The organism is Arthrobacter sp. 4R501 (assembly GCF_002929755.1).
In the GTDB taxonomy this organism is placed as follows: Bacteria; Actinomycetota; Actinomycetes; order Actinomycetales; family Micrococcaceae; genus Arthrobacter.
The window spans coordinates 1-13,630 of record NZ_PJIW01000032.1 but is presented as its reverse complement, the minus strand read 5'-3'; the positions used below and the strand labels follow the sequence as shown (position 1 = coordinate 13,630).

The following is a 13,630-nucleotide window of genomic DNA, read 5'->3' as shown; positions in this document are numbered from 1 at the left end:
CTCCTTTGAACGGTGGATGAAATTAGCCGAAGAGTCGGATTCGACATTATCGACTCTGATTCGGTAATATCGAATCATGCCGTTTAGGTTCCCTGGTTGTCAAGGGGCTAAATTGACATGTCGAACGGAGAAGCCAACCGATGATGGGAGAGTGGGGCTGTGATCCAGTCAATTGACCGCGCGGCCAAGATCCTCGGGCTCCTCCAGGGCGCCAGGCGCCTTGGAATCTCCGAACTGGCCGCCGCGTTGGAGCTTCCGCCTTCCACCGTCCATGGACTCGTGAAGTCACTGCAGGCACACGGGCTGGTCGCTCAGGAAAGCTCAGGAAATCGGTACGCCCTTGGTCCGGCGCTGCTGAAACTTTCGAGCGTCTACCTCGACACGCTGGATGTCCGCTCCCGCGCAATGCGGTGGATGCATGAATTGTCTTGGCGGACCGGTTACGCGAGCCGACTAGGTGTGAACCTTCTCGATGAGGTTTTGATCATCCATCACGACCGCCGCCCCGACGGCACCGAGCAAATGCCGGAAACAGGCCTTAACCTGCCCGCCCACGCCTCTGCTCTCGGAAAAGTGCTGCTCGCCTTCAATCCTGAGCTCGAAAATGACGTGCTCAGCAAGCCGCTGGCCGAATTCACCGGCGATACGATCACAGACCCTGTCGTCCTCCGTTCACAGCTTGAGGAAGTGCGGAAAAACGCGCTCGGGTTGGAGTACGAGGAGGCAGTGATCGGCGAGGCTTCCATCGCTGCCCCCGTCTACGATGAAAGCGGCTTGGTCGTCGCCGTGCTGTCGGTAGTAATCCCCGCGAGCGAGTGGCCAGCCAGCGAGGCCACCGTTCGCGAACTCCGCGACGCCGCACGGACAATTTCACGGGAACTCGGGGCGTCCGTCTGGTCCTCCCAAGGTGCCCGCTAACCGCCGCCCGGCCGCTGGGGCGCAAGCGCCTGCTCAGCTGACTTCTGAACAGTGGGCGGGGAACGAAAGCCATCAATCCGCCCTGACCATCGCCGAGCTCCCGGGCCACGGCCGGTTCTTCCTCACCGATGCAGCCGTGGAAATGATTGGAGTATTTGGCGGGGTGCTTCACTGCTACACGGGCCCCGGCGGATGCCGGAAGCAAGGCCTGTGCTTCTCACGGACCCTGCCCCGCAAGCCTCTCCGTTGCGAACTGCGGCCCGGAGGGGCAGATCAAAGTAGTCCTGCGGCCATGGGATCGGTTCTGGAAGTCAGCGTGAGCCACGATCTCGCCTCTAAGCTGGACGGAGCGGTCCTTGACTTCGGGCTGCACAACAAGATGCAGCGTTTCGTCTGGCTGTTCCTGCCGGCCGTGAAAGGGCCGCGATGTACCTGCCTTCGCTCGGCTGGCGTCCCCGCCGGCAAGCGCTCCCCATGCCTCGATGACGAACGAATCGGCCTGACAGACCTCTAAATGGACGAAACCCACACCCATGGGAAGCAGGTCATGGTCTGACCGGACAGAGAAGACCCTGGGAAACAGGCTCGGCCCCATGGGATCCGTACTGTCCTTCGGCGTGATCAACCTGCTCGCCGACGTCGGATACGAAGGCCCGCACCCCATCACCTGGCTTATCTGGCCAGGCTCAACCCGGGCACAGGCTTCTCTGCATTTTGCAAGTGCCTACACTTTGGTCAGTTGGAGATGTCTTTTGCATCGCTGAGCCCGGCGAGGGCTTTGCGAAGTCGGGCATCGGCTTCGTCCGCGACCTCCCGGACGGCCGGGCTGTCGCTGAGCTGGACCATGGTTTGTGGGTCGATGGCGTCGATGGTGGTTTCGTGCGCGTTCTTGCCTCGTCTGACAACGACATTGCATGGAAGCAGCGCACCGATTTCCGGCTCGGCTGCGAGGGCGCGGCTCGCCAGGGTGGGGTTGCAGGCGCCGAGGATTACATAGTCGCCGATGGCGTCGGCGGCCTCGGTGCCGAGTTTGGCTTCAAACGTGGAGCGGACGTCGATTTCCGTCAGTATGCCAAAGCCTTGTTCACCGAGCGCCTCGCGGGTGCGCTGGACAGCGTCCTCCCAGGACAGCGGGACGGTAACAGTGTGGGTATAGCTCATGAGCCTGCTCCTCATATGTCGTTACAGATACGGCCGGTTCAGGTTGGGGGCCGTGCCGGGGCAGCTTGGGGGAAACTGCCCCGGCACGGGGTCTGGGGTCCCTGCTTTTCAGGCGAGGGAGAGGAAGAGCTTTTCGAGTTCTTTTTTGTCCATGGTGGTGTCTTCGCGGACGATGCACTGCTCCAGGCCGCTGGCGATGATGGCGAAGCCGGCCTTGTCCAGGGCTTTCGAGACGGCAGCCAGCTGCGTGACGATCTCCTTGCAGTCACGGCCTTCCTCCAGCATGCGCGTGACAGCTGCGAGCTGGCCCTGGGCGCGCTTGAGGCGGTTGACCACCGGGGTCAGTTCAGTCGAATCGAGTTGCATGGAGTCTCCAAAGGCGTGGGCGTCTTGCGATCAACTATATACCCCCTGGGGTGTCTTGCATACCCCATGGGGTATCTGTAATACTCGATGGGGTATCCACCAACGACCCCTTTCGAGAGGCCCCCATGACTTCCTTTTCCCCATCCACCGCCATTACCGCCCTGGCGCCGGAGACCTTGCGCAGCTGGGTCGCCGAACACCAGGGCCTCGTTGTTATCGACGTGCGTTCTGCAGCGGAATTCGAGTCGATGCACATCCGGGGCTCCTATAACGTCCCGCTGCCGTTGCTGTCCGAACACACAGACGAACTGGCCGCCCGCCTGGGCAGTCGGGTCGTCCTCGTCTGTCAGTCCGGAGCCCGCGCCGAGCAGGCGCGTCAGCGCCTCGCCGGTTCCGGCATCGATACGGCCTACGTCCTGACCGGTGGCGTCCCCGGCTTCGCAGCGAGTGGTGGCGACGTGGTCAAGGGCAAGGACCGTTGGGACCTGGAGCGGCAGGTCCGCCTCGCCGCCGGGTCCCTGGTGGTTCTGGGCCTGGCAGGCGGTAAGTTCGTTTCGCCGAGGATCCGGACGCTGGCCGGCGTCATCGGCGCAGGGCTGACCTTTTCCGCGGCCACCAACACCTGTGCCATGGGCCAGGCCATCTCGGCGATGCCATGGAACAGGGCCGCCAAGGAACCCACCCGCGAAAGCGCCATCCTGACCCTTCCTGTCGCTGACGCCCAGGCCGCCGACGCCCAGGAGGAGGTCAAGGCCTCATGACCGCCACCCTGATCCTGGTCCTTGCCCTGTCTGTAGTGATCGGGCTCTCGCTCGGCGTCCTGGGCGGCGGCGGATCGATCCTGACCGTCCCGATCCTGGTCTACGTGGCCGGGTTCGATGCCAAGGAAGCCATCGCCGCTTCGCTCTTCGTCGTCGGCGTCACCTCCGCTGTCAGCGTGCTCAGCCACGCCCGCGGGGGCAGGGTGATGTGGCGGACGGGCCTGATCTTCGGCGCAGCCGGGATGGCGGGCGCGTTCGTCGGCGGCCTCCTGGGCGGACATATACCGGGCCAGGTCCTGCTCATCGCCTTTGCGGTCATGATGGTGCTCACGTCCGTGGCCATGCTTCGCGGCCGGAAGAAAAAGTCCGACGACGGCGCCACGCCGGTCAAGCATGAACTACCCCTGGGCAGGGTGCTGCTGGACGGGGCCGTCGTCGGGCTCGTGACCGGCCTGGTCGGCGCGGGCGGCGGGTTCCTTGTGGTCCCGGCCCTGGCACTCCTGGGCGGCCTGCCGATGTCAGTTGCCGTCGGCACGTCGCTGGTAGTCATCGCCATGAAGTCCTTCGCGGGGCTCGCCGGATACCTCACCACCGTGCAGCTGGACTGGGGCATTACCCTCGGCGTGACTGCTGCTGCCATCGTCGGTACCCTTGCCGGCTCCAAGCTGGCCGGACGTATCCCGGAAGCTGCGCTGCGGAAGGCCTTCGGCTGGTTTGTCCTGGCGATGGGAACTTTCGTCCTTGTCCAGCAGGCCCCGGCCGACCTGAGGTGGTTCATCACCGCCGGCGTCGCAGCCCTGACGGCAGCGACCGCCGGCGTCTGCTGGTTCTTCATCAGCTCCTGCCCCCTGCGCAACCGTAGCGGCCGGAGTCGAAACGTTCCCTCCCCCGCCTGAACCCCACCATCACCCCAAGCAAGGAGAACACCATGGGCCTCATCAGCTCCCTGAAGAAGGCATTCACCAAGCCGTACAAGACGGTATCCGTCGCTGAGGCCAAGGAGCTCCTGGCCTCCGGTGCCGCCCTGATCGACGTTCGTACCGTGCAGGAATGGCGCTCCGGACGGGCCCCGCAGGCCAAGCATGTCCCGCTGGACCGGCTGCAGACCAGCACCACCGGAATCCAGAAGACCCGGCCCGTGATCGCCGTGTGCCAGTCCGGGATCCGATCCGCTTCCGCCGCCCGCCTGCTTGCTGAAAAGGGCTATGAGGCATATTCCCTGCGCGGCGGCATGGGCGCCTGGCGCCAGGCCGGGGAACCCGTCCGCTAAGGACAACAGCCCCACTATCCGAAGGAACAACCGATGACTGAAATCACCATCAACGAAGCCGACCAGCGCCGATCCACTGACCGGATCCTCGATGTCCGCGAGGACTTTGAAGTCGCCGACGGCATGATCCCGGGAGCACTGCACATCCCCATGGGGCAGCTGCAGGCACGACTGTCCGAGCTGGACCCCACGGTCCCCGTCATTGCCGTCTGCCGCAGCGGCAACCGGTCCGCCGCCGTCGCAGACGCACTCAACGGTGCCGGCTTCACCGCCGACACCATGGCCGGCGGCATGACCGCCTGGACCCGCGCAGGCCTCCCCACCACCTGACCGCCGGTCAGGACCATATACCCGCTTTAGAGGACACCGGAAGGACATGAAAAGGTCATGGCAACCATCGACATCACTGAACAGAACTTCGCCGAAACCCTGGAGAACAACGAGATCGTCTTCGTTGATTTCTGGGCAGCCTGGTGTGGCCCCTGCCGCATGTTCGCACCCACTTACGGTGCCGCCGCCGAACGGCACGCGGACATCACCTTCGCCAAGGTCGACACCGAAGCCGAACAGGCCCTCGCCGCCGCGGCCAGCATCACCTCCATCCCTACCCTGATGGCTTTCAAGGACAAAACCCTGGTCTTCTCCCAGCCCGGAGCGCTCAACGCCACCGGACTCGAAGAAGTCATTCTGGGCGTAAAGAACCTGGACATGGACAAGCTCCGCGCCGACTCAGCGCAGCACCACCCCTAACATCCCAACGAAAGACAGCTGGCACACCCAGCATTGCGGGATACCCCCAGGGGTATTAGAATTGATGCAGGAACAGACACGAAACTTCCCCTCATGAAGGAGAGCACCAATGCTTATCGAGCGCATTTACGACGAAGACCTCGCCCAGGCCAGCTACCTGATCGGCTGCCAGGCCAACGGAACCGCAGTGGTGGTTGACGGCCGCCGGGACATCGCGGTCTACCAGGATCTGGCCAAGAAGAACGGCATGAAGATCGTGGCCGTCACCGAAACCCACATCCACGCCGACTACCTCTCCGGCACCCGGGAACTCGCGGCCGCCACGGGCGCGAAAATCTACGTCTCCGGCGAAGGCGGTCCGGACTGGCAATACGAATTCGACGGCGAACGCCTCTACGACGGCGACACCATCACCATCGGCAACATCAGCATCCAGGCCCTCCACACCCCCGGGCACACCCCCGAACACCTGTCGTTCCTGGTGACCGACGGCGCGTTCAGCGACCAGCCCGGCTACCTGCTCTCCGGCGACTTCGTCTTCTCCGGTGACCTGGGCCGTCCGGACCTGCTGGACGAGGCAGCCGGCGGCATCGACACCCGCTTCGAAGGCGCCAAGCAGCTCTTCGCCAGCCTGCGGGACAAGTTCCTGACCCTGCCGGACTACGTCCAGGTCCACCCCGCCCACGGTGCCGGCAGCGCCTGCGGCAAGGCCCTCGGCGCCATCCCCTCCTCCACCGTCGGCTACGAGCGGCTCTACGCATGGTGGGGCCCGTACCTGGCCGCTAACGACGAGCAGGGCTTCATTAACGAACTCCTCGACGGCCAGCCCGACGCCCACGCCTACTTCGGCCGGATGAAGCGGGAAAACCGCGAAGGACCTGCCGTCATGGGTGAGCGCACGCCGCTGCCGGAACTGGACCCGGCCGACGTCGCGAAGGACCTCGCCGAGGACACCGTCACGTTCATCGACACTCGCCCCAACACCGAAGTCCACGAAGGCACTGTCACTCGCTCACTGAACGTGCCGGCCGGCAAGTCAGTGGCCAGCTACGGCGCCTGGGTGGTCAACCCGGAAACGGACAAGAACCCGCTGGTCCTCCTGGCATCCGACCAGGAAGCCGCGCAGGACATGTGGGACCACCTGGTCCGCGTCGGCATCGACAACGTCGCCGGCTACCTCACCAGCATCGACGGGCTGCCCACGACCACCCCCCAGCTGATCAAGCCCGAGGAACTCGACGACTTCGACGCCGCCATGGTGCTGGATGTCCGCAACCGCACCGAGCACACCGCCGGGCACATCCCGGGCTCGTACCAGCTCAGCGGCGGCCGCGCCATGTGGCACCTGGACGAACTTCCGGCCGAAGGAACCATCGTGAGTTACTGCCAGAGCGGTGTGCGGAACTCCGTCGCGGCCAGCGCCCTGCGCCGCGCCGGGTACGACGTCGTCGAGCTCGACGGCAGCTACGCCGCCTGGGACGCCTGGCAGAACTCCCGTCAGTCAGCCAGGGCCTAGAACCACCGGCATCAGCGCGTCCCGGATAACCTGCGGTCAGGAACGGCCTGGCCGTGTACGAAAGAGACAAGGAACCCTTCATGATGAACGGCTTTGATATGGGCGGGATGGGGCTTGCGTGGATCTTCTGGCTTCTGCTGATCGCAGGCGGGGTCACGCTCGCCGTGGTGCTGGTCAAAGCGTTCACCCGCAACGCCGGCGGTAACGCGCCCACCGATGGGCAGGGTCCACCGCGCACGGGTGCGGGCCCTGCCCGGGCCAAGGAGATCCTTGAGGAGCGTTACGCCCGCGGGGAGATCAGCACCGAGGAATACCAGGAACGGCGACGGATTCTGGAGGAGGACGGCCGGTGAGGCCGCTGACACGCCGGCAGCTGCTGGCACTGGGTGCGGTCGGGGCCGGCGCTACGGCTGCCGGCGGCGCCGGGCTGTGGCTGACCACCGGCAACGGACCCGGATACACCGGGGGTGAGGACCTGACCGAACCCCAGGTGCTGGCCAGCCGCGACCGGGTGCTGGAGCTGGACCTGACCGCCGCGCCGGCACGGGTCCGGGTCGGCGGGCGGGATGCCTCCGTCCAGGCGTTCAACGGCTCACTGCCCGGTCCGACCCTGCGGGTCCGCGCGGGCGACACGATCCGGGTCACACTGCGCAACGGGCTGCAGGCTCCCACGAACCTGCACGTGCACGGACTGCACGTCTCCCCACAGGGCAACAGCGACAACCCGTTCGTCAGCATTGACCCGGGCGGGTCCTTCGGCTACGAGTTCACCCTGCCCGAGGACCACCCGCCTGGTACCTACTGGTACCACCCGCACCGCCACGGGCACGCCGCCGACCAGGTCGCCGCCGGCCTCTACGGGGCCATCGTGGTGGAGGACCCCGACCCGGTCCCGGTCACCCGGGAGCGGGTGCTGGTGGTCTCCGACCTGTCCCTCGACGCTGCCGGCAATCTCGCCGAGGTGGACCAGATGCAGCAGATGATGGGACGTGAGGGAGAGATCGTCCTGGTCAACGGGCAACTCCGCCCGCAACTGCGCGCCGCGCCCGGAGAACGGGAGCGGTGGCGGATCATCAACGCCTGCCCCTCCCGGTACCTGCGCCTGGCACTTGACGGACAGCAGGTCCGGCTGCTCAGCAGGGACCTCGGGCGCCTGCCGATCCCAGAAGACGTCACCGAAGTGGTTCTCGCCCCCGGCAACCGCGTAGAGCTGCTCGTGGAAACCCGCGACGGGTCGGCCGCCCTCACGGCTGCCGCCCTGGACCGCGGCAGCATGAACGCCATGATGGGCGGGGCCATGAGGGGCGACAACGAATCCGGTGGCGGCCCGGTCGAACTGCTCACCCTGGCCGTCTCGGGAAGCGCGGGCACTGACCCAGGGCCCGTGCCCGAGGGCCGGCCCCTGCGCGATCTACGGAACGAACCGGTCACCGCCGCCCGCACCCTGAACTTCGCCATGGGCATGAATGGAAACATGGGCGCGGGAACGGGCAGCGGACAGGGCACCATGATGGCCTTCACCATCAACGGACGGGAGTTCGACCCCGAACGGCTCGACGAGACGGCCGCAGCCGGGACCGTGGAGGAGTGGACCCTGACCAACTCCAGCCCCATGGACCACCCCATCCACCTGCATGTGTGGCCCATGCAGATCGTCCAGGACGGCGACCGCGACGTGACCAGGCCCAAATGGCAGGACGTGGTCAACGTCCGCGCCCGCAGCCAAGTGAAAGTCCGGGTGGCCTTCGACGATTTCGCCGGCCGCACCGTGATCCACTGCCACATTCTGGACCACGAAGACCAAGGCATGATGGCCACCGTCCAAGCCCGCTGACCGGCACGCCTAACACTGACAGGATCCGCCAATGGCCTTAGGCAACACCCCCTCCCGCCAGCAGCCTCGGACAACCGAGGTCATCACGCTGGGACTGCGGCAGAACCTGGCCCAGTTCATGCTCCTCGTCGCCGTCAACGCCCTGGTCGGCGGTACCCTCGGCCAGGAACGCACCGTGCTGCCGCTGCTCGCCGGACAGGTCTTCCACCTCGATGAGTACACCTCCGCCCTGACCTACATCCTGGCGTTCGGGCTGGCCAAAGCCGCCACCAACTACTTCGCCGGTACCCTCTCGGACCGGTACGGCCGCAAACCCGTCCTGGTCGCCGGCTGGCTCATCGCCCTCCCCGTGCCCCTCCTGCTGATCTTCGGGCCTTCCTGGGGCTGGATCGTGGCAGCCAACGTGGTTCTGGGCATCAGCCAGGGCCTGACCTGGTCCACCACCGTGATGATGAAAATGGACCTCGTCGGTCCCGAACGCCGCGGCCTGGCAATGGGGCTGAACGAAGCAGCCGGCTACCTCGGCGTCGCAGGCACCGCACTGGCCACCGGCTACATCGCTTCCTCCTACGGACTGCGCCCCGGGCCCTTCCTGCTCGGCGCTGCCTTCATCGCCGTCGGCCTCGGCATGTCCGTGCTGACCATCGGCGAAACACACCACCACGCCAAAGCCGAAGCCGCAGCGCACGTCCCGGTCCACGCCGGCAGCCATGCCGGGCTGAGCAACCGTGAGGTGTTCACTCTGACCAGTTTCCGGGACAAGTCCCTGTCCTCGGTCAGCCAGGCCGGGATGGTGAACAACCTCAACGACGGCCTCGCCTGGGGCCTGTTCCCTGTCCTGTTCGCCGCCGCAGGGCTCAGCATCGAACGCATCGGCATCCTCGCCGCCGTCTACCCGGCCGTCTGGGGCGCCGGTCAACTGATCACCGGTGCCCTCTCGGACCGGATCGGGCGCAAACCGCTGATCGCCGGAGGCATGCTCGTCCAAGCCCTGGCGCACGGTATGGTCGCCCTCGGAAATGACTTCGGAACGTGGCTTGCCGCCGTCGTCCTGCTCGGTGCCGGCACCGCCATGGTCTACCCCACATTGCTTGCAGCGATCGGCGATGTCGCCCACCCCGAATGGCGGGCCAGGTCAGTCGGCATCTACCGGCTGTGGCGCGACGGCGGGTTCGCCGTCGGCGCCCTGCTCTCCGGCATCATCGCCGACGCCTACGGCATCCCGGCAGCCGTCGCCGTCGTCGCCGGCCTGACTGCGCTCTCCGGCATCATCGTGGCCGCACGGATGCGAGGCAGCGACCACCGCGGCCAGGGATGAACGAGAGTGGAACCACTTCAAGGACGGATGACCGGGATCAGTGCCGGTGAACGGGAGTGTGCACCTCGGCGTCAGACGGCTTCCTCTGCATGCTCAGCGCACCGCACCGTCGCGATCAGCTGGCCACCGCCGTCGGCCTTTACATAGTGGGTCACGTGGTTCGTGATCCTGCCGCAGTGATCACAGAAGCACGCGTGTTGTTTTGTCTGCATAGCGAGATGTTACGCAGTTCGATGGATTTAAGGCGAAATCCCGGCCAGGAATGTGGATCTCCACATGCGGCCCGGACCGCGTCCCGCATCCCGGAAACTCCAAGGGCCCGCGGGTAGAATCGGGGCCAAGAAGAACGCAGTCGCATTCCGGAGGTACGGAGAAACAATGTCAGAATGGCTCGACGTCGGCGCGGACAACTACGTGCTGGTCACCGAAGGATCACTGCTGAACACCGGCCTGATTGTGGGCTCCGAGCGGGCCATGGTGGTGGATACCGGCTGCGGGCCGCGGCAGGGGCGCGAGATCCTGGACGCGGTGCGGGAGAAGACCTCTTTGCCCCTGGTGGTGGTCAACACGCACGCGCACTACGATCACTTCTTCGGCAACGCCGTCTTCGCATCCGACGGCGCCACCGAGTTCTGGGCACACGAAAACTGCGCGCAGGAGATCGACGACCACGGGGACCTGCAGCGCCGGTTTGTGGGAACGCTGGAACCGGAGATGTCCACGGGCGAGGGTGAGAACGTGGAACTGGTGGTGCCCAACGCCATCGTCAAGGACCAGCCCGTGCTGGTGGACCTGGGCGGGATCACCGTGACGCTCTTCTACCTGGGCCGAGGCCACACCGACGGCGACCTCCTGGTGGGCACCACCACCACCCTCTTTGTGGGCGACCTCGTTGAGCAGGGCGCGCACCCGTCCTTCGAGGACTCCTACCCGGAGGAATGGGCCGACTCCCTGCGCCACATCTCGGCCCTGCGCCACCGCTACGAGTTCCTGATCCCCGGCCACGGCCAGCCGTGCAGCGACCAGTTCGTCAAGACCATGGCCAACACCATGACCACTGCCGTCCGCCAGGCCCAGCAGTCCATCCGCGAAACCCCCACCGACGCCACCAAGGCCATCCCCGTGCTGCCCTACGGCCCGGAGCAGTCACGCTGGTTCATCAAGCGGCTGCAGGAGACCCGGCCGCTGCACTAGGTTTTGGAAACGCGGAACGGTCCTGATTGCAGGAGAAGCGGTTGACTCGCTAATGCGCAGTGGGCCGCGGTAGCCGGATGCCATTGCTTATTCAGAACACGTTCTGAATAATGAAGGTATGTCCACCCCCACCATTTCACGCACCGCCCAGTCCTCCGAACTGTCCCGCAATCCGGCGAACGTCTTCAAGGCGGCCGAGGAAGGGCCCGTTAGGATCACCCGCCGTGATGGGGAACCCCTTGTTCTTCTGACATCCACCGAGTTCGACCGGGAACACGAAGGGGCAGAGCTGGCGGCTCACCTCGTGACTGCTTCTTTGGGAGATCCGCAGGTCCCGTTTGTGGAGCGGCTCCGCGGCCCCTTCCCCTGGATTGCATTCCTCAGCGAGGCAGACGAGGCGGCCTTCGCACGCGAAATTGTCGCCATCACCCGCGCATGTGCCTCCGTCGGCAGGTTCGACAAGGCATTGGTTGCACTCCGGGCCTGGCGATCCACCGCGGAGGCCATTAGCGCCGGTTACACCCCCGATGACCAGCTGGACTGGATCGAGCCCACGGCTGTTGCCGACCCGCGCACTGCATGAGCGCCAAGAGATCCGGCGTTCCACGGCCCCTCAAGAAGGCAGAGTTCGAAATTCAGTTCGGCACTAGTCAGGCCGAAAAGGGGTGGAAGGATCTTCTCGCCACCACGCGGAATTCCGTCGTCGACGCTTGGGACTTCCTGACCAAGACACCGCTGGAAGAGTCGGCGAAGAACCATCAGCTCAAAGGCGAGCTGTCTACCATTACACATAAGGGCGGCACCTTCGGCCGCTGGCAGCACGAACTTCCCGGCGGTGCACGGCTTTGGTTCTACGTCGACGGGCAAACCGTCTGCTTAGTTGATGTGCACACGCATCACCCCAACGCCACCAAGTAGCAACCGGGACCACTGACAATCCCGCCGTCGTCGTTCAGCCCTGCTCAGGCACGTCCATCTGGAAGCCGCAGGAACAACGCAGGACCTGAGTCGTCGGGTACACGCCGACCGCGTCCTCCGGCGGCCCGGCCGAAAGACCCGGGACGCTGAGCCGCCGCACCTCCGAGCCGATCTTTTCCATCGGCAGACCGCAGTGGACGTAGTGCCCGCTGAAGACCAGGACGCCCTTTGGGCTGTGGAGCCGGTTAAAAACTGCGGCCACAGCAGCCACATTCGCCCGCCCGACACGGTGGAGGTTGCCAGACGTCGCAGGAATACCCCACCTCCAACAGGACGTGCCACTTTGAACCTAGCATGCCTCCCGCGAAGTCCCACGGCACCTCCCACGGACCGTGCCTCACGGAGCCCCTGCCAGCGAGACCTCAGGCATGATGGTTGGGTGATCACCGAACATGCACTGCTCTCCGTCCGGCCCGGCATGGAGGACGACTTCGAGACTGCTTTTGGCGAGGCGAAGTCGATCATTGGCTCCATGCCCGGATTCCAGGGCCTCACGCTGTCCCGCTGCATCGAGAACCCGGCCACGTACCTGCTGCTGGTGGAATGGGCGCGGCTGGAGGACCATACCGAGGGTTTCCGGGGATCTGCTGAATATCAGGAATGGCGCGCGCTCCTGCATCATTTCTACTCACCGTTTCCGACGGTGGAGCACTACGAGCCCGTTGTTGTTCTGAACGCCTGAGGGATTCCGCCGCGCTACGGCTTGGACGGCTCCGACATACGAATGGCCATCACGATCAGGCCAGCGATCGGGATGAGCAGCCAGAAGAGCTCCGTCCACCGGCGGCCGGCATCACGGAGGCGGCGGATGCCGACGGCGAGCGTTGGGATCATCGTGCCGATCACCCAGAGCGAGGCAAGGCTGGAGCCGACACCGATCACGCCGTTGGGGGTCGCCACGTTCAGCGCCCCGAGCCCGCTGGTTACCAGTGTCACGAAGAGGATGAACCACCAGAACTCGGCCACGCCGGCCCGGCCCCCAAACTCGGCATACTGCCGGAAGCCCGCGAGGATTGCGTCGCCGAACGACATGGTGGGGTGCCCTGCAGCCTGGGTCATGACCGGATTCTACCGCCGCTGCGTTATCCGTGGCGATGGCGTTCCGCGGCCGCTGGCGTGCTCGACCGCGGCGATCGCCTCAATGTCCGCAGGACCGGCGGGACGCACATCGGCGACCGTCCCGGCGTCGGGCGTTTCGTCCTTTTTGGTGAGAACGGCAAACCCGTGGGATTCCATCTGGACAGTCAACCGCATCGCGCCTCCGGCGGCTACGGAGGTCACATTCGGCGTGACTTGAGCAAACCTTGAGCCAGTGTTCATAGCCTTGGGGCATGGGTAAGTATGGGGGTCCACAGTACGCGCGCGACACACGGAGCGAGCTCCGCCGTCGCCGATTTCAGGCGGTTTCCTACGTTGCGCTGGCCGCCCTGGCAGTGGCCACGGCAGCGGTGGTGGTGATCGCGCTCACCGGTGAGCGGCTGCTGCCCTAGCCCGGGGTTTTCATGAGGGTGGCGCCCGCCGGGTGTGTTAAAGCGACGAAAGGTGCTTCTGAGCTGGGAAAATA

General features: G+C 65.4%; 22 protein-coding genes. 16 read left to right on the top strand and 6 right to left on the bottom strand.

Features of this window, described 5'->3' with window-relative positions:
• Positions 1–159 precede the first annotated feature (159 nt).
• Positions 160–918, top strand: coding sequence for an IclR family transcriptional regulator (locus CXR02_RS21245; RefSeq protein WP_078028706.1), 759 nt, complete (start codon positions 160–162; stop codon positions 916–918).
• A gap of 316 nt (positions 919–1,234) precedes the next feature.
• Entirely contained in the window at positions 1,235–1,432 is a 198-nt protein-coding gene (locus tag CXR02_RS23090) for a hypothetical protein (RefSeq protein ID WP_258061163.1), read from the top strand.
• 221 nt (positions 1,433–1,653) lie between these two features.
• Here the strand turns inward: CXR02_RS23090 and CXR02_RS21235 are convergent, their stop codons facing one another.
• The gene (locus CXR02_RS21235) at positions 1,654–2,079 is read right to left on the bottom strand and encodes a DUF302 domain-containing protein (RefSeq protein ID WP_104063798.1); all 426 of its coding nucleotides are present in this window, start codon (positions 2,077–2,079) and stop codon (positions 1,654–1,656) included.
• A 108-nt stretch (positions 2,080–2,187) separates the two neighbouring features.
• A complete protein-coding gene (locus CXR02_RS21230) occupies positions 2,188–2,445 on the bottom strand; it encodes a metal-sensitive transcriptional regulator (RefSeq protein WP_104063797.1) in 258 nt (85 codons plus the stop codon).
• A 125-nt stretch (positions 2,446–2,570) separates the two neighbouring features.
• On the opposite strand from CXR02_RS21230, the gene CXR02_RS21225 reads away from it, so the two are divergent.
• The 9 genes from CXR02_RS21225 to CXR02_RS21185 all read left to right on the top strand — a co-directional run bounded on the left by CXR02_RS21225 (position 2,571) and on the right by CXR02_RS21185 (position 9,894).
• Positions 2,571–3,206 (top strand): rhodanese-like domain-containing protein, encoded by a 636-nt coding sequence (locus tag CXR02_RS21225; protein WP_104063796.1) that lies wholly within the window; start codon positions 2,571–2,573, stop codon positions 3,204–3,206.
• Positions 3,203–4,102 carry a sulfite exporter TauE/SafE family protein gene (locus CXR02_RS21220; RefSeq protein ID WP_104063795.1) on the top strand — a complete coding sequence of 300 codons (900 nt, stop codon included), beginning with the start codon at positions 3,203–3,205 and terminating at the stop codon, positions 4,100–4,102. Before CXR02_RS21225 ends, CXR02_RS21220 begins: the two co-directional genes overlap by 4 nt.
• Before the next feature lie 32 nt (positions 4,103–4,134).
• A complete protein-coding gene (locus CXR02_RS21215; protein WP_104063794.1) occupies positions 4,135–4,476 on the top strand; it encodes a rhodanese-like domain-containing protein in 342 nt (113 codons plus the stop codon).
• A 33-nt stretch (positions 4,477–4,509) separates the two neighbouring features.
• Entirely contained in the window at positions 4,510–4,806 is a 297-nt protein-coding gene (locus tag CXR02_RS21210) for a rhodanese-like domain-containing protein (protein ID WP_104063793.1), read from the top strand.
• A gap of 57 nt (positions 4,807–4,863) precedes the next feature.
• Positions 4,864–5,226 (top strand): thioredoxin, encoded by a 363-nt coding sequence (trxA, locus tag CXR02_RS21205; protein WP_104063792.1) that lies wholly within the window; start codon positions 4,864–4,866, stop codon positions 5,224–5,226.
• 109 nt (positions 5,227–5,335) lie between these two features.
• Positions 5,336–6,742 carry a rhodanese-like domain-containing protein gene (locus CXR02_RS21200; protein ID WP_104063791.1) on the top strand — a complete coding sequence of 469 codons (1,407 nt, stop codon included), beginning with the start codon at positions 5,336–5,338 and terminating at the stop codon, positions 6,740–6,742.
• Between the two features lie 80 nt (positions 6,743–6,822).
• On the top strand, positions 6,823–7,095 hold the full coding sequence (locus CXR02_RS21195; RefSeq protein WP_104063814.1) for an SHOCT domain-containing protein: 273 nt from the start codon (positions 6,823–6,825) through the stop codon (positions 7,093–7,095).
• A complete protein-coding gene (locus tag CXR02_RS21190; protein WP_104063790.1) occupies positions 7,092–8,576 on the top strand; it encodes a multicopper oxidase family protein in 1,485 nt (494 codons plus the stop codon). The genes CXR02_RS21195 and CXR02_RS21190 overlap by 4 nt, the downstream gene beginning before the upstream one ends.
• Positions 8,577–8,607: 31 nt before the next feature.
• Positions 8,608–9,894, top strand: coding sequence for an MFS transporter (locus tag CXR02_RS21185; RefSeq protein WP_104063789.1), 1,287 nt, complete (start codon positions 8,608–8,610; stop codon positions 9,892–9,894).
• Between the two features lie 71 nt (positions 9,895–9,965).
• Here the strand turns inward: CXR02_RS21185 and CXR02_RS22510 are convergent, their stop codons facing one another.
• Positions 9,966–10,106: a hypothetical protein gene (locus CXR02_RS22510; protein ID WP_157769000.1), complete on the bottom strand. Its 141-nt coding sequence runs from the start codon at positions 10,104–10,106 to the stop codon at positions 9,966–9,968.
• Positions 10,107–10,272: 166 nt separating this feature from the next.
• Between CXR02_RS22510 and CXR02_RS21180 the strand changes: the two genes are divergently transcribed.
• The 3 genes from CXR02_RS21180 (at position 10,273) to CXR02_RS21170 (ending at position 12,006) form a co-directional block, all read left to right on the top strand.
• A complete protein-coding gene (locus tag CXR02_RS21180) occupies positions 10,273–11,088 on the top strand; it encodes an MBL fold metallo-hydrolase (protein ID WP_104063788.1) in 816 nt (271 codons plus the stop codon).
• A 118-nt stretch (positions 11,089–11,206) separates the two neighbouring features.
• A complete protein-coding gene (locus CXR02_RS21175; RefSeq protein ID WP_104063787.1) occupies positions 11,207–11,671 on the top strand; it encodes a type II toxin-antitoxin system Phd/YefM family antitoxin in 465 nt (154 codons plus the stop codon).
• Positions 11,668–12,006, top strand: a complete 339-nt coding sequence (locus tag CXR02_RS21170; protein WP_104063786.1) for a hypothetical protein — start codon at positions 11,668–11,670, stop codon at positions 12,004–12,006. The genes CXR02_RS21175 and CXR02_RS21170 overlap by 4 nt, the downstream gene beginning before the upstream one ends.
• Before the next feature lie 34 nt (positions 12,007–12,040).
• On the opposite strand, the gene CXR02_RS21165 is transcribed toward CXR02_RS21170, so the two are convergent.
• Positions 12,041–12,268, bottom strand: a complete 228-nt coding sequence (locus CXR02_RS21165; RefSeq protein ID WP_104063785.1) for a hypothetical protein — start codon at positions 12,266–12,268, stop codon at positions 12,041–12,043.
• 177 nt (positions 12,269–12,445) lie between these two features.
• On the opposite strand from CXR02_RS21165, the gene CXR02_RS21160 reads away from it, so the two are divergent.
• Positions 12,446–12,748, top strand: a complete 303-nt coding sequence (locus CXR02_RS21160; protein WP_104063784.1) for an antibiotic biosynthesis monooxygenase — start codon at positions 12,446–12,448, stop codon at positions 12,746–12,748.
• A gap of 14 nt (positions 12,749–12,762) precedes the next feature.
• Here CXR02_RS21160 and CXR02_RS21155 read toward each other — a convergent pair whose 3' ends face one another.
• Entirely contained in the window at positions 12,763–13,125 is a 363-nt protein-coding gene (locus tag CXR02_RS21155) for a DUF805 domain-containing protein (protein WP_258061162.1), read from the bottom strand.
• 9 nt (positions 13,126–13,134) lie between these two features.
• The gene (locus CXR02_RS21150; protein WP_219816470.1) at positions 13,135–13,302 is read right to left on the bottom strand and encodes a hypothetical protein; all 168 of its coding nucleotides are present in this window, start codon (positions 13,300–13,302) and stop codon (positions 13,135–13,137) included.
• 95 nt (positions 13,303–13,397) lie between these two features.
• On the opposite strand from CXR02_RS21150, the gene CXR02_RS22505 reads away from it, so the two are divergent.
• Positions 13,398–13,556 (top strand): hypothetical protein, encoded by a 159-nt coding sequence (locus tag CXR02_RS22505; RefSeq protein WP_181037323.1) that lies wholly within the window; start codon positions 13,398–13,400, stop codon positions 13,554–13,556.
• The last annotated feature ends 74 nt before the right edge of the window (positions 13,557–13,630 follow it).

Excerpts from the sequence above, each read along its gene's own strand:
- CXR02_RS21220 (WP_104063795.1), top strand. The coding sequence starts at position 3,203 with ATGACCGCCACCCTGATCCTGGTCCTTGCCCTGTCTGTAGTGATCGGG.
- CXR02_RS21150 (WP_219816470.1), bottom strand. The coding sequence starts at position 13,302 with ATGGAATCCCACGGGTTTGCCGTTCTCACCAAAAAGGACGAAACGCCC.
- CXR02_RS22505 (WP_181037323.1), top strand. The coding sequence starts at position 13,398 with ATGGGTAAGTATGGGGGTCCACAGTACGCGCGCGACACACGGAGCGAG.
- CXR02_RS22510 (WP_157769000.1), bottom strand. The coding sequence starts at position 10,106 with ATGCAGACAAAACAACACGCGTGCTTCTGTGATCACTGCGGCAGGATC.
- CXR02_RS21195 (WP_104063814.1), top strand. The coding sequence starts at position 6,823 with ATGATGAACGGCTTTGATATGGGCGGGATGGGGCTTGCGTGGATCTTC.
- CXR02_RS21215 (WP_104063794.1), top strand. The coding sequence starts at position 4,135 with ATGGGCCTCATCAGCTCCCTGAAGAAGGCATTCACCAAGCCGTACAAG.
- CXR02_RS21235 (WP_104063798.1), bottom strand. The coding sequence starts at position 2,079 with ATGAGCTATACCCACACTGTTACCGTCCCGCTGTCCTGGGAGGACGCT.
- CXR02_RS21180 (WP_104063788.1), top strand. The coding sequence starts at position 10,273 with ATGTCAGAATGGCTCGACGTCGGCGCGGACAACTACGTGCTGGTCACC.
- trxA (WP_104063792.1), top strand. The coding sequence starts at position 4,864 with ATGGCAACCATCGACATCACTGAACAGAACTTCGCCGAAACCCTGGAG.
- CXR02_RS21210 (WP_104063793.1), top strand. The coding sequence starts at position 4,510 with ATGACTGAAATCACCATCAACGAAGCCGACCAGCGCCGATCCACTGAC.
- CXR02_RS21200 (WP_104063791.1), top strand. The coding sequence starts at position 5,336 with ATGCTTATCGAGCGCATTTACGACGAAGACCTCGCCCAGGCCAGCTAC.
- CXR02_RS21185 (WP_104063789.1), top strand. The coding sequence starts at position 8,608 with ATGGCCTTAGGCAACACCCCCTCCCGCCAGCAGCCTCGGACAACCGAG.
- CXR02_RS21170 (WP_104063786.1), top strand. The coding sequence starts at position 11,668 with ATGAGCGCCAAGAGATCCGGCGTTCCACGGCCCCTCAAGAAGGCAGAG.
- CXR02_RS21155 (WP_258061162.1), bottom strand. The coding sequence starts at position 13,125 with ATGACCCAGGCTGCAGGGCACCCCACCATGTCGTTCGGCGACGCAATC.
- CXR02_RS21225 (WP_104063796.1), top strand. The coding sequence starts at position 2,571 with ATGACTTCCTTTTCCCCATCCACCGCCATTACCGCCCTGGCGCCGGAG.
- CXR02_RS21175 (WP_104063787.1), top strand. The coding sequence starts at position 11,207 with ATGTCCACCCCCACCATTTCACGCACCGCCCAGTCCTCCGAACTGTCC.
- CXR02_RS21230 (WP_104063797.1), bottom strand. The coding sequence starts at position 2,445 with ATGCAACTCGATTCGACTGAACTGACCCCGGTGGTCAACCGCCTCAAG.